We start from the raw sequence: 24,387 nt of genomic DNA, 5'->3' as shown, positions 1-24,387 counted from the left end.
TGCTAGCTAGACATAAAACTACGTTTTAGTCTTTGTTATTGATTTTGTAATTAGAACAACTAGTTACTGCAATCAATGCCTTGCTTTCATCCATTTTTCCTACGCCTAAATAGATCATCTAATTAACGGAATTGGTATAACGTTTATCAAAATTTAGGAATTGCACTTATTATGCTAAAAAAAAACCGCTATTAAGCGGTTTTTTTAAAAGTGGTAAGTTTAGCGGGTGCCAAAGACCACAATGGTTTTACCGTGAGCGGAAATAAGTCCTTGATCTTCAAGCATTTTCAGTATTCGACCAACGGTTTCGCGCGAACAACCGACGATTTGCCCAATCTCCTGGCGGGTAATTTTGATTTGCATACCATCCGGGTGAGTCATTGCATCGGGTTGTTTAGCCAGATCCAATAGCGTGTTTGCGATACGACCGGTTACGTCTAAAAATGCCAGGTTACCTACTTTTTGACTGGTAATCTGCAGGCGGTTCGCCATCTGACGTGATAAACGCATTAAAATTTCAGGATTTACCGTGATAAGCTGGTTAAATTTCTTGTAAGAAATTTCAGCCACTTCACAGGACGTTTTCGCTTTAACTGAAGCGCTGCGAATCGGATTTTCCTGTTTATCAAATAAACCTAATTCTCCAATGAAATCACCTTGATTTAAATAAGATAAAATCATCTCCTTGCCTTCTTCATCCTTGATCACAACTGCAACCGCGCCTTTAACTATAAAATAAAGCGTATCGGCTTTCTCACCAGCATGGATAAGCATACTTTTAGCTGGATATTTATGAGTATGACAGTGTGATAAAAACCACTCCAATGTTGGATCGGTTTGAGGTTTGGTTATTATCATAAATTTCCCTTAGTAGATAATGAATAGCTATTGGCTATTTCTTGTAGTAATTTATTCATCCCAAATAGTGATGACATCTCGTCTTCTTGGGCATTGAATAAGGTTTCATTGTATCTCTTTTTAAGAGGTCTCCGTAACATTTATAATGTTATCCCTTTTGATAAATTAGATCTTTATCAAATTTATCAAAAAATTTCTATATTATTTTATGTTTTTTTACTACGTGCTGTGCAAAAAATTTCATAAAAAAATGGGGGATTATAATATCTTAAGCTGCGTATGTTTTTCTATTCATCTATTAGATTCTGCTGCTGCAAAAGTTGATCACGATGGATAAGCGTGACGCTTTCGGAAAGCTCTGAATAGATAATAACAATATCGCCAAGCTTCAACTGCCTTAACACTTTATCGGTTTTTTCATCCAGGGAGAGCTCCTGCTCACCATAGTCTGTACCTTCACGTAATATAAAATATTCGACTAAATTTTGTAATGTATCTGTATCCAGATCCTGATATGGTATCAACATAAATATTCCTCAAGTTACTTGAGTCTCACTGTACAATAAATGGAAAGCTAAGTATGAGTTTATTAGATGACTTATTAAAAAATAATGAAGATTGGGCGGCAAGAATAAACGAAGAAGATCCGACCTTCTTTTCCCGACTTGCAAACCAACAGTCCCCTGAATATTTATGGATAGGCTGCTCCGACAGCCGGGTGCCTGCTAACCAGTTATTAGGTTTAATGCCCGGCGATATTTTTGTTCATCGTAATATTGCCAACCTTGTCGTGCATACGGATTTAAATTGCATGTCAGTCATTAAGTACGCGGTAGATGTTTTAAAAGTTAAACATATTATCATAACCGGACACTATGATTGTGGTGGTGTTAAGGCGGCAATGAAAAAGCAGTCTTTTGAATTGATTGACGGCTGGTTACGTAATATTAAAGATATCTATGTTAAACACATCGACAGTTTCACCGAAGAGATGAGTGAAACTCAGCGTTTAGATCACCTTACCGAGTTGAATGTTATTGAACAGGTTAATAATGTTTGCCATACAACTTGTGTTCAGCAGGCATGGGCGAGGGGACAAGATTTGACTGTGCATGGATTTATCTATTCCGTGAAAGACGGGCGCTTGAAAGATCTGCATGTAAATTTCGATAATTTAGACAAGATAAATGACTTATACCATATCCTGTGACCACACATTATTGTGATTATGTTCTGTCAGTTAAACAATAATTAGTTACACTAAGAATAAGTGGATTAATAAAGGGGATAATATGAAAAAATTACTGCTAGTCTCATTGCTGGCTTTGCCAACCATGGTTTCCGCTGCCGATATTGCCGCGGGAAAAGCTAAATCAGCAGTCTGCGCCGCATGTCACGGGGCAGAAGGTATTTCAGCTGTGCCGATTTATCCAAATTTAAAAGGTCAGCATCAAGCTTATATCGTCTCTTCATTAAAAGCCTACAAAACAGGGCTGCGTCAGGGCGGCATGTCTATGATTATGAAGCCGCAGGCAGATGCGTTAAGCGATGCCGATATGGAAGATATCGCCGCTTATTATGCTTCATTAAAATAATTGCCCCTAAACTTCCCGAGTATTAAACAGCGGGGCTTTTTTTTATTAAAGCCAATTCCATTCGGGGTTGGCTTTTTAATTATGGCAAATTCACCGCGCTTATTCCCTAATCCTCAAAGAGCCTGGCTATTACGATTTGCAAATAGCACAATTCTTTTTCTAAATGTGAGTCTTCTGCGCGCCGTTGTCATTTAAAGGTCAATCTAGCAAAAAACCTAGCCTATACTAAAACTTTATCATTAATACCATTCCCCTTAATTAGATGGACCAAAATTGCATAGGAAAAATCAGTGAGAACAAGGCGTTTGATTGAACAATAGCCAGTTATTGGGATTGAAAACAACGCAGCTATCATTGATTTTAACAGGTAAGATTGACCGGATATTTATGCGGATTAGTATAATATCAAGGACCTGATATGGCACTCGCACGTTTATATTGCCGCGCACTATTAGGGGTAGACGCCCCGGAAGTTTTAGTCGAGGTTCACCTCGGGACAGGTTTACCCGGCTTTTCATTGGTTGGCTTGCCGGAAACATCGGTTAAAGAAGCAAAAGAGCGGGTGCGCAGTGCCATTCTTAACAGTAACTTTAAATTTCCCAGTAAACGTATCACGGTCAACCTTGGGCCGGCCAACCTCCCCAAAGAAGGCGGGCGCTTTGATTTGGCGATTGCGCTCGGGATTTTAATCGCTTCGGAACAAATTCAGGGAGAGGAAATAACACAATTTGAATGTTTTGCTGAACTGGCTTTATCCGGAGAGTTGCGCCCGGTTGATGGGGTAATTCCATGCGCACTGGCCGCGAAAGAAAAGTGTCGTTGTGTCATTATCTGTTCAGTAAATCAATATGAGAGTGCCCTAACGGGGGCAAAAGCTTATGTCGCCAATAGTCTTCTTGAGGTGTGCGCATTTTTACAAAAGCGTCAAAGCTTGCCGGAAGCACAAGCCGCCCTAAAAAATAAGACCCAAAACGGACTGGATATGAGTGATGTATTAGGGCAGGCGCAAGCTAAAAGAGTCTTGGAAATAGCGGCCGCCGGCGGACATAATCTGCTCTTGGTCGGCCCGCCAGGAACGGGAAAAAGCATGCTCGCCGAGCGTTTTATGACCTTATTGCCGGAGTTAAGTGAAAAACATGCTCTGCAGACTGCCGCGATCTATTCTGTTTGCGGTAAGCAGCGTGATGACTGGTTTCAACCACCTTATCGCAGTCCGCATCATAGTGCTTCATCGGTTGCCTTGGTGGGAGGAGGCGGTAAACCCAAACCGGGAGAGATCTCCCTTTCACATCGGGGAGTCTTATTCCTTGATGAACTGCCGGAATTTCCCCGCGCCGTATTAGACAGTCTGCGCCAACCGCTTGAAAACCATAAAGTGACTATTTCACGGGCTGCCAACCAAGTTACTTTCCCCGCCCATTTTCAGTTGATTGCAGCAATGAATCCAAGCCCATGTGGACATATCAGCGGCGAGTTAAGACGCAGTACCCCGGATCAAGTTTTGCGTTATTTAGGGCGTTTATCCGGGCCGTTTTTAGACAGGTTCGCACTTTCCATTATGGTGCCGTTATTGCCACAGGGAACATTAGCGGTGGCGCAGACCGGGCAGTCAACAACGGGGGAAAGCAGCGAGAAAATCAAAACCCGGGTAGTACAAGCAAGAGAAATACAGCAAAGCAGACAGGCAAAATTAAATCATGCTTTATCAAGCAGGGAGGTTTCTTTATATTGTCAACTAAGCCTTGAAGATGCGCAGTTTCTTGAACTGGCCATGACGAAGATGGGGTTATCGATTAGGGCCTGGCACAGTTTGTTAAAGGTTGCCCGAAGCATTGCAGATTTAGCCGGTAGTGAAAGGGTGGAGCGTCAGCATCTGACCGAGTCGCTTGCTTATCGGGCCATGGATCGGCTGTTAAAAAGTCTTTCAGATTAGGGTTTGTTGAACTTTCAAGTGCAAATCTTGTTCAATCTAAAAGGCACGAGGAGAGAAGCATAGTCATGCTATGTAAACGATAAGCAGCACAGCGCAGGACGCTTTTAGATGAACTCCTGTGGCAGCGTTTCTACTTCGTTATCGGCTGCCTATGTAGAGAAACCACACTACGCAGGCTCCGGCCTGTGTGAACCATGAACAAATTGCTGAAAAAATGCGCGTAAAAGATTAACAGACCCTTATAAAAAAGGGCCGTAGCAATTAAGATACGACCCTGTTTGAGTATTATGGCATTATGATTACAATGCTTTAATTGTATCTATCTGTTCGCTTAATTTGTCACAGCTGGTCTGCAGCTCGGCCTGTTTTGCCCGCTCTTTAAGAATCACGGCTTCAGGTGCATTGGCAACAAACTTTTCATTGCCCAGTTTTCCTGATATTTTCGCCAGCTCTTTACTTACTTTCTCAAGCTGTTTGTTTAAACGCGCGAGCTCGGCTTCGATATCAATTAAACCGGCCATTGGAATTAATAGCTCCAGCGAACCGACAAATGCGGTTGCCGATACCGGCGTCTCTTCACCTGCCTGAACCAGAGTCACACTTTCCAGTTTTGCCAGTGCAGCAAGGAACGCTTCGTTTTCAGAAAAACGGCGCTGATCATCTGCTGATGCATTTTTAGCCAGTAAGTTAAGCGGGGTTTTAGGGCTGATATCCATTTCACCACGGATATTACGTATCGCAACAATAATCTGCTTAACCCACTCCAGATCTTCTACCGCTTGTGCATCAACCAGTGCTTCATTGTACTCCGGGAAGGCTTCCAGCATGATGCTGTCGCCACCTTTACCGGTAACGGTTTTAACACGCTGCCAAATTTCTTCGGTCATAAACGGCATAATAGGATGGGCAAGACGCAGCAGTGTTTCTAAAACGCTGATCAGCGTATGGCGGGTACCACGCTGCTCTGTTTCATTGCCTTTAAATAAAACCGGCTTAGTCAGCTCTAAATACCATCCGCAGAATTGATCCCAGGTGAATTCATAGAGAATATTTGCTGCGATATCGAAGCGGAAGGTATCTAGTGCATGACGGAATTCTTTAATGGTTGTCTGCAGCTGCCCCTGGATCCAGCGGTCTGCCAGGCTGAAGGTCATCTCCTGGTTTTCTGCAAAGCCGCAATCCTGCTCTTCCGCGCTCATCAGAACATAACGGCTGGCGTTCCATAATTTATTACAGAAGTTACGGTAACCTTCCAAACGGTTCATATCCCAGTTGATATCACGGCCTGTTGATGCCATGGCCGCCAGTGTAAAGCGCAGTGCATCAGTACCGTGTGCTTCGATACCATTGGCAAATGTTTCCCGGGTATTTTTTTCAATCTTAGCGGCCAGTTGCGGCTGCATCATATTCCCGCAGCGTTTGCTTACCAGGCTTTCCAAATCGATACCGTCGATCATATCTAAAGGATCTAACACATTACCTTTAGATTTTGACATCTTGTCGCCATGTTCATCACGGATAAGACCGGTCACGTAAACCGTTTTGAAGGGCACCTGTGGCTTGCCGTTTTCATCTTTCATAAAGTGCATGGTTAACATGATCATCCGCGCAACCCAGAAGAAGATAATGTCAAAACCGGTTACCAGTACATCGGTAGAGTGGAAGGTTTTTAAATCTAAGGTTTTCTCCGGCCAGCCTAAGGTTGAGAAGGTCCATAAACCGGAAGAGAACCAGGTATCCAGTACATCATCATCCTGACGCAGGGCAACATCTTCGCCTAAACCATGTTTGGCACGTACTTCGGCTTCATCGCGGCCGACATAGACCTTGCCGTTCTCATCATACCAGGCCGGGATACGGTGTCCCCACCACAGCTGACGGGAGATACACCAGTCCTGGATATCGTTCATCCACGAGTTATACATATTTTCATATTGTTTCGGCACAAACTCGATATCGCCGTTGGCAACCGCTTCGGAAGCTGTTTTTGCCAGCGGCGCAACGCGTACATACCATTGATCGGTCAGCATCGGCTCGATAACCACACCACCGCGATCGCCGTAAGGAACAGTTAAATCATGCGCTTTTATTTCATCTACTAAACCCAACGCATCAAGTTCGCTAACTATCAGTTTACGCGCTTCTTCACGGCTTAAACCCTGGAACTGTGCAGGAAGCTCAGCGCCATAATGATCACTTGCTTCACCGTTGCTGTTAAACACTTCAGCGCTTTCACGGATACAGGCATCAAAGGTTAATACATTGATCATCGGCAGTTTATTGCGTTTACCCACTTCATAGTCGTTAAAGTCGTGAGCAGGAGTGATTTTCACACAACCTGTGCCTTTTTCCATATCGGCATGCTCATCGCCAATAACTGGAATACGGCGGTTAACAAAAGGTAAAATAACCTCTTTACCGATAAGATCTTGATAGCGCGGATCTTCCGGGTTAACCGCAACAGCAGTATCGCCAAGCATTGTTTCCGGACGGGTGGTTGCAACTACCAGATAGTCTTTACCTTCTGCAGTTTTTACGCCGTCAGCCAGCGGGTAACGGAAGTGCCACATCGAGCCCTTCACATCTTTGTTTTCAACTTCCAGATCTGAAATCGCCGTATGCAGTTTAGGGTCCCAGTTAACCAGACGCTTACCGCGGTAGATAAGGTCGTCATTGTATAAATTAACAAACACCTCTTTTACTGCATGAGAAAGTCCGTCATCCATGGTAAACCGCTCGCGGTCCCAATCGACAGAGGTGCCCAGGCGGCGCAACTGCTTAGAAATATTACCACCTGATTCCGCTTTCCATTCCCAGATTTTATCGATAAAGGTTTCACGTCCCAGCTCTTTACGGGTTTGCCCGGTTTCAGCTGCAAGTTTACGCTCAACCACCATCTGTGTCGCGATACCGGCATGGTCAGTACCCATTTGCCACAAGGTATTTTTACCCTGCATACGCTGGTAACGGATCAGGGTATCCATAATGGTATCCTGAAAAGCATGACCCATGTGCAGGCTACCGGTAACATTTGGTGGCGGGATCATGATGCAGTAGCTTTCTTTACTGGTATCGCCATGCGGCTTGAAATAACCTTTTTCTTCCCAGTTTTGATAGTTTTTCTGCTCTATGGCACTTGGGTTGTATGTCTTTTCCATCTGTTAATCTTCTGTTTTGTTGGTTGACTCGGCGGTTGAAGTATCTTCAACGGTCTGAGTAGAAAGCGTCAGACCCATTTTTTTATAGGTACTGTAACGGGTTCGTGCAGCAATTTTTAAGGGCTCCGCAAAGGGAACAAAATCGATAATCTGCTGAAAATTTATCGCAAAATCAGGCACATTTTGACTTAAATTAATTAAAATCGGGCGCGGATGCGTCGGCGCCTGCCAACTGATCTCCACCGGCGTACCAAACTTCGGTCCTTCGCCCGACAGATTGTGCGGCACAAAGCTGTCACCATCAAACTGCCATAAGTATTCATCGACAACAAATGCATCTTCTTTTGTATCTGTATAGATAAATACTTTCTTATTTTGTGTATAAAAAAACGCGGCAATAGAACAAGCCTTTGCAAAATGCGCACTGACGGGCAAATTACCAGCTTCTTCTGTTGTCGCGAGAATATAAAAAACTACCTGGCTCATTATGCTCGTTTCATTCAGCTGTTTGCCGCTGTTTGAGTGTCACTTCTGTTAATTAAAAACTGTGTTAACAGTGAAACAGGTCGGCCTGTTGCGCCTTTGTTGGCACCGGAACGCCAGGCCGTGCCGGCAACGTCTAAATGCGCCCAGTTATAACTTTTAGTAAAACGGGAAAGGAAGCAGGCCGCGGTAATAGTGCCGGCTGGTCGTCCGCCGATATTGGCCATATCAGCAAAAGGACTCTCCAGTTGTTTCTGGTACTCATCATCCATCGGTAATTGCCATGCTTTATCGCCGGATTGATTCGACGCTGCCAATAACTCATGGGCCAAACCTTTATGCGGTGTCATCAGACCGCTGATATGATGGCCTAACGCCATAATACAAGCGCCGGTTAAGGTCGCGATATCAACAACACAATCCGGCTCGAAACGTTCAACATAGGTTAACACATCACACAACACTAAGCGTCCTTCGGCATCGGTATTTAACACTTCAACGGTTTGCCCGGACATGGTAGTAAGTATATCACCCGGGCGGTAAGCATTACCGGCGGGCATATTTTCTGCCCCGGCTAAAATGCCGATCACATTAATCGGCAGGTTAAGTTCAGCAAGTGCCTTCATTGTGCCGTAAACGCTGGCCGCGCCGCCCATATCATATTTCATCTCATCCATGCCTGCGCCAGGTTTTAATGAAATACCACCGGAATCAAAGGTTAACCCTTTACCGATTAATACGATCGGTTTTTGATTTTCAGTGCCGCCGTTATAACGGATTAAAGACATATAAGCCGGGTTTTCAGAACCTCTGGCAACTGCTAAATAACTGTCCATTTTCAGTTCAGCCATCTGTTCGCTATCAATAATCTCTGTGCTGATTTTTTCAAAACGCTCTGCCAGGGCGGTTGCCTGTCCGGCTAAATATAACGGGGTGCAGACATTTGGCGGCATATTGGCCAGGTTTTTACAGGCGTTAGCGCCTGAAGCTACCGCTAAACCATGTTGTAATGCCAGTTCCGCGCGGGTTAACTCTTTGCGGCTGTTGATATTAAAGGTTAATTTACGCAGCGGGCGGCGGGTATTACCTTTATTGCTTTTAAACTGGTCAAAGTTATACAGACAATCCTGAGTAGCTTCAACCGCCTGGCGCACTGCCCAATAGGTATCGCGACCGATAATATGCAGTTCAGAAAGAAAGCAGATAGCTTCTAAGGAGCCGGTTTCGTTCAGTGTGGTAATGGTCTTGGCAATAATCTGTTTATATTGCGCTTCGGTTAATTCACGCTCTTTACCACAGCCTACTAACAATACGCGTTCACTTAATACATTTGGCACGTGGTGTAAGAATAGTACCTGTCCCACTTTTCCTTCGATATCACCACGACGTAATAACGTGCTTAAATAGCCATCGCTGATCTCATCAAGTTGTTCACCTGCGGGGGATAAACGACGCGGTTCAAATACACCGACAACAATACAAGCACTGCGCTGTTTCTCCGGGCTGCCGCTTTTTACGAAAAATTCCATATATATCCTTAATCTGGGCTATGTATAATGCGATTAACTGTGCTATTTTTCAGAAAATACAGTTATTATAGAAGTCTGTGGATCTTGATATCTCTTCTCAACGCAATAAGATTTGTAATTTTACCGCATTTACTTGCTTAATCCACTAGTTTATAGCTAAGGCCTTTGGAAATGAAAATTTTCAAGGGCTTTATGTATATATCCAGATCCACTGACGAAGTGTTTTACCTCTGCAGCGCTCTGGGCATATCTTTATCAGAACCATATTTATACAGGAGACCCGGGTGATACTTCTTCGTTATTTAATGCTCGAAACATTTAAAAGTCAGATCGGTATTCTGTTTGTGTTAGTCCTTATTTTTGTCAGTCAGGAATTCATCTCTATTCTTGCCCAGGCGATTAATGGTGTTATCCCGGCTGATCTGGTGTTGACCTTGTTGTATCTGAATTTACCGCAACTAGGCACCCTGATGTTGCCTATCAGTTTCTATCTTGCGGTGCTTTTTGCTCACGGGCGGTTACACAGCGAAAGTGAAATGGTGGCGATGACATCCTGCGGATACAGTCCGAATGAGGTATTAAAAGCAACCCTGTTATTATCTTTTTTCACCTTTTCTGTAGCCGCGTACAACAGTTTATACCTTGCGCCGCTTTCTGAAGATAAAATGATCGCTGTGATTGAAGAAGCGCAGTCGGATGCCAGTGCGGCAACATTGATAGAGGGACGTTTTCATAAAACCTCAGAGAATGGCGGCGTCGTTTATGTGGAAAAATTAACCAGCAACAAAAGGCTGGAAAATATTTTTGCGGCGCACTGGCCTGAGGATAAGGATATAGCACCCTCCGTATTGACTGCCTTAGAAGGGCGTCTGGAAGCGAAAAAAGACGGTGCCTGGCTGACTTTGAGTAATGGTCAGCGTTATGCCGGTATTGTCGGAGAATATGAGTTTGAGAACAGTGAATTCGGCCGTTATGAAGTGCATATTGCCAATCGCGAAGTTCAGAAAAAAGTGCGTGGGGTTGAAGCCCTGCCTACAACGGCATTGTTCGGTGTGGAAAATCCAAAATATCAGGCAGAGCTGCAGTGGCGGATAGCTATTCCATTATCGATATTATTGATGACTTTTATGGCAGTACCAATGGCCAAAGTGAACCCGCGCCAGGGGCGTTACGCAAAATTATTACCTGCACTGGCATTGTATTTAACCTTTTTCCTGCTGCTCAGTACGGCGAAGAGTCTGATTGAAGAGGGAACCCTTCCTGCGGTCAGTGTCTGGGTGGTACAAACTCTCTTTTTGTTTGTCGGTATAGCGCTGCATCTGCAAAGTTTAGGAAAATTTAGCAAAGTAGCTTTGCGTAAGTAGTTAGGTATTTAAGACGGAATGAGTATTATGGGTATTTTAGATCGTTATATAGGTAAAACGATTTTTGCAGCAACATTTTTAAGCTTATTTGTACTGATCGGGCTGAGCAGTATTATTAAATTTGTTGAGCAAATGAGATCGGTAGGAGAAGGAACATATGATGTTTGGCTTGCCGCCTATTTTGTTCTTTTAAAAATTCCGGTTGAGTTAGCTGTTTTTTTCCCGATGGCAGCGCTGATTGGTGCGTTGATTGGTTTAGGCAGTCTGGCCAGCAGCAGTGAACTGGTGGTTATGCAGGCTGCCGGGTTATCTAAATTAAGTATTGCTGTTTCGGTCTTAAAAACCGCTATTCCAATGGTACTGGCAGTGATGTTCCTGAGTGAGTTTGTTGCCCCGCAAACGGATAAAGAAGCTTACTCTATGCGCTATCTGGCGCGTGAGGGAGAGGATAAGGTCAGCAATCAATATGGTGTTTGGGTTAAGGATGGCGGCTCATTTGTGAGTATTGAGCGGATGAGTAATCAGGCTGCACTGTTTAATGTGCAGCTGTATTTTTTTAATGATAAATTAAAACTCGAGTACGCAGTGCTTGCTCGTAAAGCTGTTTTTAAAGAGGGGGCATGGCACTTTGAAAATATCAGCAAAACAACTTTTTTGGCAGATAAAACAGAAACAAAGCAGCTTAATACCTATGTATGGGACACTAAGCTGACACCGAAAAAACTGGAAGTAGTATTGGGCGAGCCGGACAAAATGTCGATGCGTGATATTTACAACTACATTAACTATCTGGAAGAAAATGATCAGGACGCCAATGCTTACTGGCTGACTTTCTGGCGTAAAGCGGTCTTACCTTTTACCATTGTGGTGATGATGCTGCTGTCGGTTTCTTTTATCTTTGGTGGTCTGCGCACCGTTGCAATGGGGACGCGCTTGATTTTTGGTATTGCTGCCGGTTTTGCTTTCCATGTGTCGGGGGAGTTGTTCGGCCCTTTCAGTTTAGTGTTTAATTTACCACCTATATTAGGGGCATTATTACCCAGTTTTCTGGTCTTATCGGTGGCGTTATACCTGCTTAAACGGCAAAGCTAAGTAATAATAATAAATAAATATGCTTATGTAGATAACTCAGGTTAAGTGTAAAAACTTATTTTTTAGCTATTCTTAAAAACTAATATTTTACTGCTTTAGGGGCGCGGACTTTAGTCCGCTTGTTTTTATTGATAAGTGGACTGAAGTCCACGCCCCAGATGATTCAATTAAAAGCAATAAATTCTCTACAAATTTGTTATTACCTGAGCCAACTGCACAAGCATGTAAATAAAAAAATGCCGCGTATTGATAGTCCATAAAGCGTGGCATTTTTTATCAAGCTTATCAAAAGAGGTGTTATTTTTTATCCTGATCCATAAATGCCATCCCCTTAAACCCTTTCCAGTTGCTTAACTCTTTGCTTAATACCACCACTTCACATTCCGCCCAGGTATCCTGAAAGGCGTTATGGCTGCTGAATAAAGCCATGACATTGCCTAAACCAAATGCGGAGGTTGCCATACGAATTAATGATTGGGTAAAAGAGATATTACTGCCATCGCTATTCTGTACCCGTAAACGCCATGCTTTCATACCGATAGTTTGACCTGCTTTAGTCCAGAAATAACCATAAAAAGCAATCACTACAGTTGCCAGATATAATGCAAAGAGTTGACTGGAAGCAAGAAAGTCAGCGACATCCTGATAAGCATCAAGACTGATCAAACCCAGTTTGTTGACAATAATGACCACTAAAACCGCAAAAATACCCGCTAACATCAGCAGGGCTGCAATGGCGAATAGATCGTATAGATATGCGCCTAAGCGGCGGAAAAAGTTAGCCCGGGGGCAGCCCTGATATTGTTGTGTCAGGCTTTTTTTCAGAACTGTGTTGGTATTATGCTTGGCCATGTTAATTCCTTGAATTTATTTGGGAGCAGTGTAGCAAAAGCAAAATTAGTTAACATTTATTTATAGCGTCATGCGGTTCTGCAATCCCTGGTTCTGTGAGCAACGCAATAAATCTAACAGTTAATAGTAAAAGGTGACTTATTTTTAATCAGTCAGTTAGAAAACACTTGTCAGCTGAACTTCTCTAGGTATAATCCCTTCGTCTTAAAAGCACACCTGTTTTTAAATCAAGATTATGCCCGAGTGGTGAAATTGGTAGACGCGACGGATTCAAAATCCGTTTTCGAAAGAAGTGCCGGTTCAAGTCCGGCCTCGGGCACCATATCACATATAGAGTTTTTCAATTTCAGTAAACTCTTCCAGTTTGTTAGTACTATCAGTTAGTTACCTCTATTTTTAATATCCCCTAAATACAAAAATCACCCTTATAAAACGCAATTTATCTAGCCCAAATTTTTACTTCCGGTGCATATCCTGTTCTTCACGTGCAGATTCTGTGCACAACGCAATCCCAAGCAAACCAACAAATGACAAATTAATCCAACTTATACCAAAGGAATTAATGAAGTGATCAAGGATTGCGCAGGAAAAATTAACACTAACAAGGCGTGAGTTGCAGGAGATAGTTGTTCTCACTTCAAAACTCACAACGCAGTTAGGGATAATTTTAACCAGCAAGAGTGGTCACTTTTTTATTTCCTTTGGTATTATCCTTGAACATTGGCAATCGCTGCTGGTGGACAGTTTCTGGTACGTGTCTGGTCCATTTTCGGTCTTTTTGTGGCGTTATTTGCGCTGATTTAAGGTTTGAATGAGGCTTTTTCGTAAATTGATAAACGCTGTGTCCCTTGTTGTATAAGGCTTTTAATGCTGTGTGTTATTAGCTCGTAGGGGATAGGTAACAAATATCACACACATTTATAGAGAACTTTATTGTATATCTACGACCTCCATATAAATAAAAAGCTAAAAAACCTGATAAAAACAACATAAATATATATTTTTTATGAGTTAATCTGTTATAAATACATTTAAAAAAACAGTTTTCATCTGCGCATTAGTGCGATTGCAGAGTGATACACTGCTGGGCCAAAGTTCAAACTTTGCAATTTAGCTAAGTTATTTAAACAAGGAAGAGAAATGGGTTATGTAAATAATAATTTGATGAGCAATGAGACTGTAATATATGAGGCCAAAATACATTGGTTTATTTTCATACCAAGTGCTGTTTTTTTTGCTTTAGGTATGATTATTTCCAGTAACGCCCCTGGTTCAGGAAGTGTTTTAGGAACACTTCTTTTTATCGTGGCGTGCGTTTCATTTATTAAAGCTATTATAGCTAGAGCTACAACTGAACTGGCTGTTACCTCAAAAAGAATAATAGCGAAAACCGGTTTAATAAGCCGAAAAACGGTCGAACTAAACCATGGTAAAGTTGAAAGTTTTAATATTGACCAAAGCATATTTGGGCGATTGTTTGGCTTCGGTACTTTGGTTTTAAATGGAACTGGAGGAGGCAAAACTCCTATTTCAAGCATAGATGCACCTTTAGAATTCAGAAAAAATGCGATGTCTATTATTGATGAAACTCAGCGTAATATTGCCTAGCGAATTACTTCACTCGGACTAGATACGGTTGTTGCTGTTTTACTAAAAAGAGAAAACAGCAAAACAGCGGCAACTTACTCGCCGATGAGTGAACAAGGGCGTCGTGCGCAATATCAAAGCTAAGATGAAAATAGTGATTTGTTATCGTTTTAAACTTGACTGGCAACAAGCAATGTATATTTAAACGAATTGTAAACAAGGAGGTTCTATGACCGTCTACGTTTTTTCTTCCAAAAATGAAAAGATGATATACACAAGTCTAAATACTGGTTATGCCAATATGACCAAGGAAGATGCTCGTAATGATTTGGCAAGTTTTAAAAGAAGCCATGGTTTGTATACTGAATTGCAAATAATTGCCAAGAGTCCAGACTTTTATTTCAATTCATTTAAGGGTGTAGATGATGTTGAAAGCTATAAGTGCCTTTTAGGTGAATTTGCATATGATGGGTGTCGGTTAGTCGGGAAACCTAGCTACTAAAATCAAAGTGACTGAAATTATCGTATTCTTGATAAGCTCAAGTAACAGTTCATAAGTTGCTCCGCTTGGACTCGATTCAGTTGTCGCATTTTTAAAGACGAAAAAAACTGCCGTCAGTATTTGCTGCGTTAGTTGTAAGGTGAATCACTTGAGAATATTTATAATATTGATAGCATCTGTTCTTTTATTAGGGTGTTCTTCTAATCCATCTGGTTATACATCTAATGGACAAGTTGAAGATGCTTTAATAGATCAAAGTAAAGAATTTATAGTGGCAAAGTTTGGTGCTCCTAATGAGCGAACACAAGTGTCTGATAATACTGAGTCGTGGACTTATAAAAGTTTTTCTTCTGGCTTAACTGGTGGAAACTGTAATGTAACTATTACTTTTGTCAGCGATAAAGTTAAAAAAGTAATTATTAATGCAGATGATCGGTCTTGGATTGCGTATCCTTTAGGATCTTGTGAAAACTTATTTAAAAACTTGCAATGACTTACACCTATCAAGCCATTTTAAAGTTCTAATAACAGATTGGAATCTTTCAGAGCGTTCAACTTTATAGCAAATAATTTTTGGTCTAGTGAGCTTAAATTTGTCATCTAACGCTAGTTAAAAATATATTCATAATCACCGACTCAACCAGCCAGTTTTAACTCCAAATATATTTTTCAGCTGGAATTTGCCTTGTTCATGCCGCTATTTTTATTGCCTCACTATAAAGCAGAATAACGAGCGTTAATCTTTCGGCATCCTCTGAACCAACGAGTGGTTAATTTCAGCCCGAGAAGCCAGTAGGTGGTTAATCTGGTGCCTTCTGCGCTGTAAGTTCCCCGTTAATTAAACTTCGTAATATCACCAATTTGATCTATATTTTTATAAATTGTCGTGTTCAGATAACTGTAATGTAATTTGTCATCTTTCACTATGGCCTATATTGTATTTTTGCATTCAACTCCTTGAAAAAATTAAAATTAAAATTAAAAATAAAAGTAACTTAATACCGTGCTTTAATGAACAGGTAAGCGTAGTGTTTTCATCAGAAACAAAACATTTTTCCGTTTAATAGATGCTAGCAATTTAACGGGTTTTCTTGTTTGTCGTCTTCAGGAAAAAGTCAAATGGAGGGTGTATATTATGAGACTGCTAAGAGGCACTAGCAGCGTTGTTATGATATCTATGATTGTCGCTCTGATCTCAACAAATATTTTGTCCCTTACTAATGCTAAATTTCATGACTTTCTCTATGGGGTACTTTCGCATATCCCAAATACTGAACTTCTACAGCATAGTAAATCAAAAAAATTTCAATCTTTATCTGCTGAAAACGAACGTCTGCGAAAACAGAATGCAAAGTTTCAAAAAACGGACAGGCTACGTAGAGTAAAGTTAGCAAGATCTCACAAAATATTTAAACGAATTGCTCGAAGGACAGCCGCAAACGTATCACTTAACGTTTCTTCTGTTTTAGTTGAAGCAATACCATATGCCGGAATAGCAGCCATCATTGCCACGACTTCGGCTGACGTTTATACAGGTTGTGAAACCATTAAGGATACAAACAGACTTATGAAAATTCTTGACGGTGATGTGATGACTGAAGAAGAAATACAGGTTTGTGGGATAACTCTGCCAAGTGAAGATAAAATCATGGGTGTTGTGAATAAATACAATGGGCATTTAGAAGGTTTAATAGGAGGAGTAATCTATGAAATGGTTCATTAGTTTGTTTCCTACTGTTGATTACCGACTCAATCAGCCAATTTTAAATCCAAATGTAACTTCCTGCTGTGAGTTTGCCTTGTCATGCCGCTATTTTTATTGCTTCACTATAAAGCCGAATAGCGAGCGTTAATCTCCCGGCATCCTCTTAACTAACGAGTGGTGAATTTCAGCACGAGAAGCCAGTAGGTGGTTAATCTGGTGCCTTCTAAGCTGAAAATTCGCCGTGAATCTAAATTTCTGATTTTGCAGTACCATACTGCGTCGTCTTTATGCTGTGTTCCCACCGTAAATACGGAATAAATCTTCTTTCTGCAATCGATAGTTCTATTGTGCAATATAACCATTTGATAAATATTATTAAAACATGTAGATTTTGCTTTATCATAAAAAGTTGATGTAAATATGATTTGTGGAAGTGTGGAATAATTCTGCTCAATAACATATTTGACAATTAAGTTAATCACAGAGGGTATTTTAACTCTCGCAAAATTTAAAAGGGAAGTTAATGAAAAAAGTATTAGTAGCAACAGTTTTGACTGCAACATTTTTATCTGGCTGTTCTTCCGTTCCAATGGAATCAAGAGAACTAACGAAATCAGTACAAAGTTTTAATACACCGTCTGTAGATAATTCAGGTATTTATGTGTATCGAAAAGATACCTTTGTTGGAGCTGCATTAAAAAAAGATATCTTAATTGATGGTGAATGCATAGGTGAAACTGCAAAAGGGGTATTTTTCTATCGCGAAGTACCTGGGAATAGAGATCATGTAGTTTCAACTGAATCTGAGTTTTCTAATAATGATTTAACTATCCATACAGAGAGTGGTGAGCTTTATTTTGTTGAGCAATATATCAAAATGGGAGTGTTTGTCGGTGGGGCTGGTATAAAGCAAGTAGACCGAAAAGTTGGGGAAAAAGAAGTGTTAAAGCTTAATTTAGCTAAAAAAGGTAAATGCAGTGCTTAGAAGTATAAATTGGCTTGTCTAACAATAAGAAAGTACTACAACTTACCCCCCTCCGGTGGGCAACATGTTAAATTTTTAAGTTAATCATCAATCAAGTAAGGGAATATAAAAATGAATTATAAATTATCTGCAGTGGCATTATCATTGGTGCTACTATCCGGATGCTCCAGTATTGTTAGTGATAGTAAATATTCTGTTGCAATTGCGAGTAGTCCTTCTGAAGCAAATTTCACTTTGAAAAATAGAAAAGGTTTGACGATCCATTCTGGTCGAACACCAACTTCTATTTCTTTAAATGCGTCGTCTGGTTTTTTCAAAGGTGAAACGTACACATTAGTTCTTAATAAAGAAGGTTATGAAGAAAAGACTGTAGAAATTAATAGCTCTGTTGATGGTTGGTACTTCGGAAATATTCTTTTTGGTGGATTAATTGGATTGTTAATTGTAGATCCTGCTACAGGAGCGATGTTCAAACTACCAGAAAGATCAGATACATCGTTAGATTTGAAGATAGCGTCAGAAAATAAAGATGGCTCATTAACGATTGCACTAATTGACTCAATCCCAGAGAGTGAACGTTCATCTCTTATTGAATTAAATTAAACTGTTTACTTTTTTTCTCAAATTTTAATGAACTGCTGCACTTGAACTCGATGCTGGTGATGCAGTTCTTGCTAAAACAAGCAAAAACTGCATCAACTTATTCGGCGGAGAGTAAGGTATAGCGGTTGTAGAATTCCCCCAAAAAGAACGTTTTTATTATATTGAGCAGAATACAACCTTTGCTTTGTTTATGCCGCTATTTTTATTGCTTCACTATAAAGCCGAATAACGAGCGTTAATCTCCCGGCATCCTCTTAACTAACGAGTGGTGAATTTCAGCACGATAATCCAGTAGGTGGTTAATCTGGTGCCTTCTAAGCTGAAAATTCGCCGTGAATGTTTTGCTCGTTTGGTTTTCTTCGTAATTCATTAAACGTCAAATCCCTTATCTCATAAGCCCTTAAGTCTAGTGTGCCATTAGCTTGTAGGGGATAGATATAAACATCACACAAATGGGTTAGTTATTCTGCTTTTTTAATTTTATGGCTTCGATTGTAAAAATAATATTTCTTTACACAGATCCTTAGACATTCCGTGCTTTCACTGTAAATACAGAATAATTTCACCGTCCTACAATCGGTGGCTTCTATTATTAAAAACAATTCATTGATAAAGATTGTTTTTAGATGTAATGTTGATTTTCATCATAAATAATTGATGATTGTGTTTCTTGTGGAAATGCGGGCTTATTCCGTCTAATAAGGCGTTCTCTTTCAAAAAATTTGTCAACCATAAAAAAGTAAGGATACATTAATGTCAACTATCACGGAACTAAAAGATACCATCGACACCAAGACAATTAATCTTGTCTTACTAACAATAGCTACTGGAGGTATTTATCCAATCCTTTGGATGTATAAAAATCATTCAGTTTTAGAATCTATAACTAAATCAAAAATTTCAGACAGTACTTTTATTATATGGCTGGCTGTTTGCGTTGGATTAGGAAGTGTGTTGGCCGGGACTGGCGAGGAGGCCCTAGATATTATTGCGGGACTGCTAACTCTTGGTTCTTGGGCACTGTATGTAGTATGGGCATTTAAAGCTAAAACAGCACTCCAAAGCTACGCGTTAAACGAGCACAAAATTGATTTACGAATGAATGGCTTTTATACATTTTTCCTAACAATTTACTATATCAATTATTGTATTAATGAGCTTCCCGAAGCCAAACGCAAACAAGATATTCTAACAGGAAGTCAAACAGCTGCAGTCGAAAGTTAATAAACACTCAGAATCATGCAAGAAGTAGGATCAATAAGATTGAAAAATATTTTTTCAATCTTATTTCTTTCTTTAATTTTTAGTGGGTGCGGAAAGAACCTTTCCAGCGTTAGTGATGGAGCTTTACATGTTGAAACCTTATTACAGTCGGAACTGCCTTTGATAAATAGAGCAACTTTTCATCAACTGACTGGAGAATCTTTGAAACATCTAACGGCAGAAATATTGTAGAAGTTGAAGAGGATTTCAATGATGATTATCCAATTTTTCAGCAGCTCAAGGTAAAAAAAGGAAGGTGGACAACTAATGTGTTAATAGCTAAGTACTTATAAATAAGTTTTCAGGTATTTTCTAGCTGTGGACTCTCAACTGGACTCTTATACGCAAGTTATGCGACAGCATAGTGTCACGAGCGGGCTAAGCACCGCGCGGCCTGTTTTCTTTGTCTGAGCAAAGAGCATGACGATTTCGAACTGTGAAACGATATTTCGGTTTCTAGTCGTCTACACCCCGTGAAGGGTGGAATAGCAAGTTTATTAAATTTGACCTTTATTTGCAGGATAAATCCTGGGCCCCGAAAAGAATAAAGAACGCCACCAATGGTTACAGACTTGTGCATAATAGTCAGGCTATCAGCTACGGCTGACTGCTCAAAACACCTGACAATTTATATGTGACTTAGTTGAAAAAAGATATAGATATTATATTCGTCTTTTAACTATTTGCTTTGAATTGACTCTATTTATCAATGCTCCTATGCCGATCCGAAGTATGGATAGTCTATCGAATAAAAATAATAGTCACAAAAAAGTCTTGTAATAAATTTTATGTCAATTAATAATAAAGGCGAAAGCGCAGTGTGATCTTGTGCACAGTTTTTTATTACAACTCTATAAAATAAAAAGGAATTTTAAATGGCATATGCAACGATAGTATTAGAAAACCCCAAAACGGGCCAAGTTAAAGAAGCACCAGTTGGTTTTTCATGGACGGTTCTCTTTTTTAACTTTTTTCCGGCTCTTTTCAGAAGTGATTGGAAATGGGCGATAATCATGTTTCTTTTAGCATCTTTAACATGGGGGTTTAGCGGGCTTATTTTTATGTTCGTATATAACAAATTACATATAAAAGACCTTATCTCCAATGGTTACAAGGTTAAATCAGTAAGTTCAGGTGCGGGAACTGTAGAGAATATCTCTGCAAAAGCAGGCATAAACCTTCCAACTCTTGAAGCTGCATAATTTATTTAATAATACGTACTGAGGCTGTCCATAACTAAAATTAGCCAGTTATTGAAAATTTTGATGGTGGTAAGCCTCTTCGTTTAAATTGTTTTTCGTAGTTACAAAACCTTATTGTCGCAGCCTCAGCTGTCCCCTGTAAGTTCAGCACTTCCATTAGAAAGACGAAATTATTCAGTCTGCCCAGAATGATTTTCCACTGTTTAAATGTAAGCCATTAATAAAGTAAACATAACTATATGGTATTGTTAATTTGACAGTGCCTTTCTTGTGAAAACACGAATTAGTCCGTCTAATAAGAGGTAAGTTAAACAAAGAAATGATTACTGACAAAAACAGAAAAATATATAGAGGTTATTTTCCACAAGTAATTTAATAAATTAACAACAAATCCCGCTTAAATTTAACATTGTCGCTCCAGAATTGATCTTCCTGCAAGGACTGGTTTAATCTATATTAAACTTGGTGGTTTGATGATCTCTGTTTTGCTGTATTTAAAGGCATAAATTAAATGATAAGGAGAATCAGATGCGTAAATGTCAATTTTGTCAAAAAGAGTTGCCAATATGGCGGACTCAAAGAAGTTGGATAGAACAACATATTACCCAAAGGAAAAAATTAAAGTACCTGTGTGAGCATTGAATTGTGCAATTCTGTGCGTATCAATATCCTATAAGATAACCGTCAGTGAATCCCAAACGTTGCAGCAGCTGCAACGTTAACTTTAACCTTGGCATTTACTTTCCCGGTGTATTTCCTGTTTCCGACCCACTAATAGAAACGTTTCTCTTTTTACATTAAATAAAACCGCTCACTAAAATGTAACTATATGATAATAAAGTGATTTACCTGCTCCTGGTAAATTTAACCTTTGTTGTTAAATTGCTAATTTTAAACGGAATTGATAGTATTATTCTATTGTATATTGTCTATCAGGTTTTATCGAAATCAATCCTGTTTATTCCCTTCAGGATGTAGGTTATATATTTGCAGACGCAACATTCAAACACTTAAAAAGTACTACTAGTCCCAACCTGAGAAGAGAATAACACAGTGATAATGACCATCAGACCCCTTGTATTACTTTTAATAAGCTGTTTTCTGTTAATGCTCGGTTATGGTTTAAGCAATATCTTACTGCCGGTAAGAATGCAGCAGGATGGTGTTGGCCTTGATAGCATTGGTATTGTTTTATCTATGTTATCCGTAGGATTTTTGTTCGGTGCAATCTATAGCCGCAAGCTATTAAAGCGGGTTGGTCATATCAGAATATTTGCTATGTGCGGCAGTTTAACCTCTGTTGCCATTTTATTATCAGGTCTTTATCCGGATCCGTTGATGTTGGGGGCAATGAGGTTCGTTACCGGGTTTTGTATTGCTTGTGCCAATGCCACTATTGATAGTTGGTTAAGTAACAGTGCAACTGAAAAAAATAGGGGCAGAATTCTATCAATTAACCAGATGGTGTTAATGACCGCTTTGTTTTCCGGGCAGTTTTTATTAAATGTTGCCCCCGTTGATGAAGTGACTCTGTTTGTTGTTGCCGGTATCTTACTGAGTTTATCGATCACCCCGATCGTTGTCAGTAAACAAAAAGGTCCGCAAATTGAAGATAGTCAGGCGATGTCTTTAATGACTATTGTGAAGTTGTCACCCTTAGGTGTTGTCGGCTGTTTCTACTGCGGGATTTTATATGCCGGATTATTAAATATGCTGCCAATTTTCGCCAGTGATAATGGTATCGAAGGGTTGGATCTGTCTATTTTCATGGGCTCAGCTATTATGGGGGCAATCGTATTACAGTTTCCTATTGCTTATCTTTCGGATCATTTTGATCGTCGTAAAGTCATGCTGGCGATGGTCGCAGCGGTTATTTTATTGTCTTTATTAGTCCCTTTGCTGATCTCAATGGAGTTGTTTAATTTCAGCCTATTCGCAATTGCAACCATCACCGGACTGGTTGCCTGTCTTTACCCTATGAGTATGTCCGAGACTTTTGATAAAGTATTAAAAGAACATATTTTAGCTGCCATGTCTTCGTTATTATTAATCTATGCATTAGGCAGCATTGTAGGGCCATATACAGCTTCCCTTGTAATGGACGCCTTCGGCAGCAGCACCTTATTTGCTTTTATCTGCATCAGCGCGATCACCTTAATGATCTTTATTATTATACGTATGCAGCAGCGCTCTGCTCTACCACTTAACGAGCAGGAGCATTTTATTATGCAGACCCCCTCGGGCGCTGTTTCTGAACTAGATCCGCGAACCCAATATCACCACCCTTTATTCGAACAGAGTGCAGAAGTAGACGTTGTGACCAGTCTGGCCACGCAAAATCCGGCTGCTGCTGTTAGTATGGCAAAAGCATTAGCGCTGAGAGATCCTTATAATGCTTCCAATCTGGCGGCCGCCCTGAGTACTCTGGAACAGATAGATATTGGCAGATTGTATGCGGCAATTACAACAGCCGCACCTGAGATGGCAATTCATATTGCAGAAACGCTAACCCACGCCTCTCCCGACAAAGCGGAAGAGTTAGTTGACTGGATAACAACTGAGTATCCTGAGCACTTTACCAATATTGTTGTCGCTATCGCTAACTCTATGCCTGATAATGGTATCCGTGTGATGGAATTAGCTGCTGAAAATATGTCTGCAGAGCATTCTGAGGAGCTGCTGGAAATGACCGGACAGTATATGACCAATCTGTCAAACTCATTAGATGAAATGCGGCCGGTGGATAGAACCGCAAGCGCTTCTGAACAAACTGCAACGGAGTTATACAGCCGTTTAACAGACGTCTCACCCGATCAATCCGCTGAACTGGCGTTAACCGTATCGGAAGCATTACCGGAATCATCCAGCCTGGTTGCTGAAGCCTATGTACAAAATCTGATTGAAAATGAACAGGAAGATCAGACTGCAGATAACACAGAAAATATTGAAAATGCAGTAAGTGATTACTTCACTCAAGTAGTGGAAAATATGCCTGAATATGCTGTCGATATTGCTACTACGATAGTTGATTCTGTTCCGGATGTCGCATCAGAAATGGTGGAGTTATTACAACATGCTGATAGCGTTGAAAGTAAAGATTTAAGTCAATCTATTGATGATAAACCCGAAGATAATCAGCTACAAGAGCAATTATTAGAGGCAGTGCAGACACAGGCTGATGAGTTTGATAATAAACATTAGTCAGATCGTTATACTTGAACTCCCTGCATAGGCAGGGAGTTTTCTCTATCCCCCGTTCAGTAAATTTATTTTTTCATTACCTGCAGTCCCATGCGAAAGACAATCCCAAGCTGTACAAAAAACAAAAATAATCCAACTGATTTATTTTGCATTTATTCACATTGCAATCATTCACAGTTGTCCTTATCCAGAGTTTAGGTTATACCAATTCCGATAATTAGATGATCTATTTAGGCGTAGAAAAAACGGATGAAAGCAAGGCATTGATTGCAGTAACTAGTTGTTCTAATTGCAAAATCAATAACAAAGACTAAAACGTAGTTTTATGTCTAGCTAGCATTCATTTTAGCAAGTATAAATGAGTAGATAATTATCGGATTTGGTATTAGTTAGATCAAAGGGACTAAAAAGGTGGATTAGTCTAGCTGCTTAAAATCAATCCTGACTGCGTTGTGAGTTTAATTCAGAACATCCC

20 protein-coding genes and 1 tRNA gene are annotated in these 24,387 nt (G+C 40.3%); 15 read left to right on the top strand and 6 right to left on the bottom strand.

The window, feature by feature from the left end:
• Positions 1-219: 219 nt before the first annotated feature.
• Both crp and ABZA00_RS06840 read right to left on the bottom strand, forming a co-directional pair.
• Positions 220-858, bottom strand: a complete 639-nt coding sequence (crp, locus tag ABZA00_RS06845; RefSeq protein ID WP_372881405.1) for a cAMP-activated global transcriptional regulator CRP — start codon at positions 856-858, stop codon at positions 220-222.
• A gap of 287 nt (positions 859-1,145) precedes the next feature.
• Positions 1,146-1,385, bottom strand: a complete 240-nt coding sequence (locus ABZA00_RS06840) for a YheU family protein (protein WP_372881404.1) — start codon at positions 1,383-1,385, stop codon at positions 1,146-1,148.
• Between the two features lie 53 nt (positions 1,386-1,438).
• Between ABZA00_RS06840 and can the strand changes: the two genes are divergently transcribed.
• The 3 genes from can to ABZA00_RS06825 all read left to right on the top strand — a co-directional run bounded on the left by can (position 1,439) and on the right by ABZA00_RS06825 (position 4,386).
• Complete coding sequence (gene can, locus ABZA00_RS06835) at positions 1,439-2,068, top strand: carbonate dehydratase (protein ID WP_372881403.1); 630 nt, start codon at positions 1,439-1,441, stop codon at positions 2,066-2,068.
• 82 nt (positions 2,069-2,150) lie between these two features.
• Entirely contained in the window at positions 2,151-2,453 is a 303-nt protein-coding gene (locus tag ABZA00_RS06830) for a cytochrome c (protein WP_372881402.1), read from the top strand.
• Positions 2,454-2,871: 418 nt separating this feature from the next.
• Positions 2,872-4,386: a YifB family Mg chelatase-like AAA ATPase gene (locus ABZA00_RS06825; protein WP_372881401.1), complete on the top strand. Its 1,515-nt coding sequence runs from the start codon at positions 2,872-2,874 to the stop codon at positions 4,384-4,386.
• A gap of 299 nt (positions 4,387-4,685) precedes the next feature.
• Here the strand turns inward: ABZA00_RS06825 and ABZA00_RS06820 are convergent, their stop codons facing one another.
• Genes ABZA00_RS06820 through pepA form a run of 3 tightly spaced genes read right to left on the bottom strand, consistent with a single transcriptional unit; the run spans position 4,686 to position 9,556 of the window.
• Positions 4,686-7,544, bottom strand: a complete 2,859-nt coding sequence (locus tag ABZA00_RS06820) for a valine--tRNA ligase (protein WP_372881400.1) — start codon at positions 7,542-7,544, stop codon at positions 4,686-4,688.
• A gap of 3 nt (positions 7,545-7,547) precedes the next feature.
• A complete protein-coding gene (locus tag ABZA00_RS06815) occupies positions 7,548-8,030 on the bottom strand; it encodes a DNA polymerase III subunit chi (protein ID WP_372881399.1) in 483 nt (160 codons plus the stop codon).
• Between the two features lie 14 nt (positions 8,031-8,044).
• Positions 8,045-9,556: a leucyl aminopeptidase gene (gene pepA / locus ABZA00_RS06810; RefSeq protein ID WP_372881398.1), complete on the bottom strand. Its 1,512-nt coding sequence runs from the start codon at positions 9,554-9,556 to the stop codon at positions 8,045-8,047.
• A gap of 284 nt (positions 9,557-9,840) precedes the next feature.
• On the opposite strand from pepA, the gene lptF reads away from it, so the two are divergent.
• The gene (gene lptF, locus ABZA00_RS06805; protein ID WP_372881397.1) at positions 9,841-10,920 is read left to right on the top strand and encodes an LPS export ABC transporter permease LptF; all 1,080 of its coding nucleotides are present in this window, start codon (positions 9,841-9,843) and stop codon (positions 10,918-10,920) included.
• 27 nt (positions 10,921-10,947) lie between these two features.
• Entirely contained in the window at positions 10,948-12,012 is a 1,065-nt protein-coding gene (lptG, locus tag ABZA00_RS06800; RefSeq protein WP_372881396.1) for an LPS export ABC transporter permease LptG, read from the top strand.
• Between the two features lie 297 nt (positions 12,013-12,309).
• Here the strand turns inward: lptG and ABZA00_RS06795 are convergent, their stop codons facing one another.
• On the bottom strand, positions 12,310-12,864 hold the full coding sequence (locus ABZA00_RS06795; RefSeq protein ID WP_372881395.1) for an RDD family protein: 555 nt from the start codon (positions 12,862-12,864) through the stop codon (positions 12,310-12,312).
• A 237-nt stretch (positions 12,865-13,101) separates the two neighbouring features.
• On the opposite strand from ABZA00_RS06795, the gene ABZA00_RS06790 reads away from it, so the two are divergent.
• The 10 genes from ABZA00_RS06790 (at position 13,102) to ABZA00_RS06745 (ending at position 23,912) form a co-directional block, all read left to right on the top strand.
• Positions 13,102-13,186 (top strand) — tRNA-Leu (locus tag ABZA00_RS06790).
• Positions 13,187-14,004: 818 nt separating this feature from the next.
• Positions 14,005-14,472 (top strand): PH domain-containing protein, encoded by a 468-nt coding sequence (locus tag ABZA00_RS06785; protein WP_372881394.1) that lies wholly within the window; start codon positions 14,005-14,007, stop codon positions 14,470-14,472.
• Between the two features lie 208 nt (positions 14,473-14,680).
• Entirely contained in the window at positions 14,681-14,953 is a 273-nt protein-coding gene (locus ABZA00_RS06780) for a hypothetical protein (RefSeq protein WP_372881393.1), read from the top strand.
• Between the two features lie 148 nt (positions 14,954-15,101).
• A complete protein-coding gene (locus tag ABZA00_RS06775; RefSeq protein ID WP_372881392.1) occupies positions 15,102-15,446 on the top strand; it encodes a hypothetical protein in 345 nt (114 codons plus the stop codon).
• Between the two features lie 642 nt (positions 15,447-16,088).
• Positions 16,089-16,676, top strand: coding sequence for a hypothetical protein (locus ABZA00_RS06770; protein WP_372881391.1), 588 nt, complete (start codon positions 16,089-16,091; stop codon positions 16,674-16,676).
• Between the two features lie 505 nt (positions 16,677-17,181).
• The gene (locus ABZA00_RS06765; RefSeq protein ID WP_372881390.1) at positions 17,182-17,643 is read left to right on the top strand and encodes a DUF2846 domain-containing protein; all 462 of its coding nucleotides are present in this window, start codon (positions 17,182-17,184) and stop codon (positions 17,641-17,643) included.
• A 111-nt stretch (positions 17,644-17,754) separates the two neighbouring features.
• Positions 17,755-18,246, top strand: a complete 492-nt coding sequence (locus ABZA00_RS06760; RefSeq protein ID WP_372881389.1) for a hypothetical protein — start codon at positions 17,755-17,757, stop codon at positions 18,244-18,246.
• A 753-nt stretch (positions 18,247-18,999) separates the two neighbouring features.
• Complete coding sequence (locus ABZA00_RS06755) at positions 19,000-19,470, top strand: hypothetical protein (RefSeq protein ID WP_372881388.1); 471 nt, start codon at positions 19,000-19,002, stop codon at positions 19,468-19,470.
• Between the two features lie 914 nt (positions 19,471-20,384).
• Positions 20,385-20,711 carry a hypothetical protein gene (locus tag ABZA00_RS06750; RefSeq protein ID WP_372881387.1) on the top strand — a complete coding sequence of 109 codons (327 nt, stop codon included), beginning with the start codon at positions 20,385-20,387 and terminating at the stop codon, positions 20,709-20,711.
• 1,059 nt (positions 20,712-21,770) lie between these two features.
• Positions 21,771-23,912 carry an MFS transporter gene (locus ABZA00_RS06745; RefSeq protein WP_372881406.1) on the top strand — a complete coding sequence of 714 codons (2,142 nt, stop codon included), beginning with the start codon at positions 21,771-21,773 and terminating at the stop codon, positions 23,910-23,912.
• Positions 23,913-24,387 lie beyond the last annotated feature (475 nt).

This window comes from Psychromonas sp. (assembly GCF_041586535.1).
GTDB lineage: Bacteria > Pseudomonadota > Gammaproteobacteria > Enterobacterales > Psychromonadaceae > Psychromonas.
This window is presented reverse-complemented; position numbering and strand designations above follow the sequence as displayed.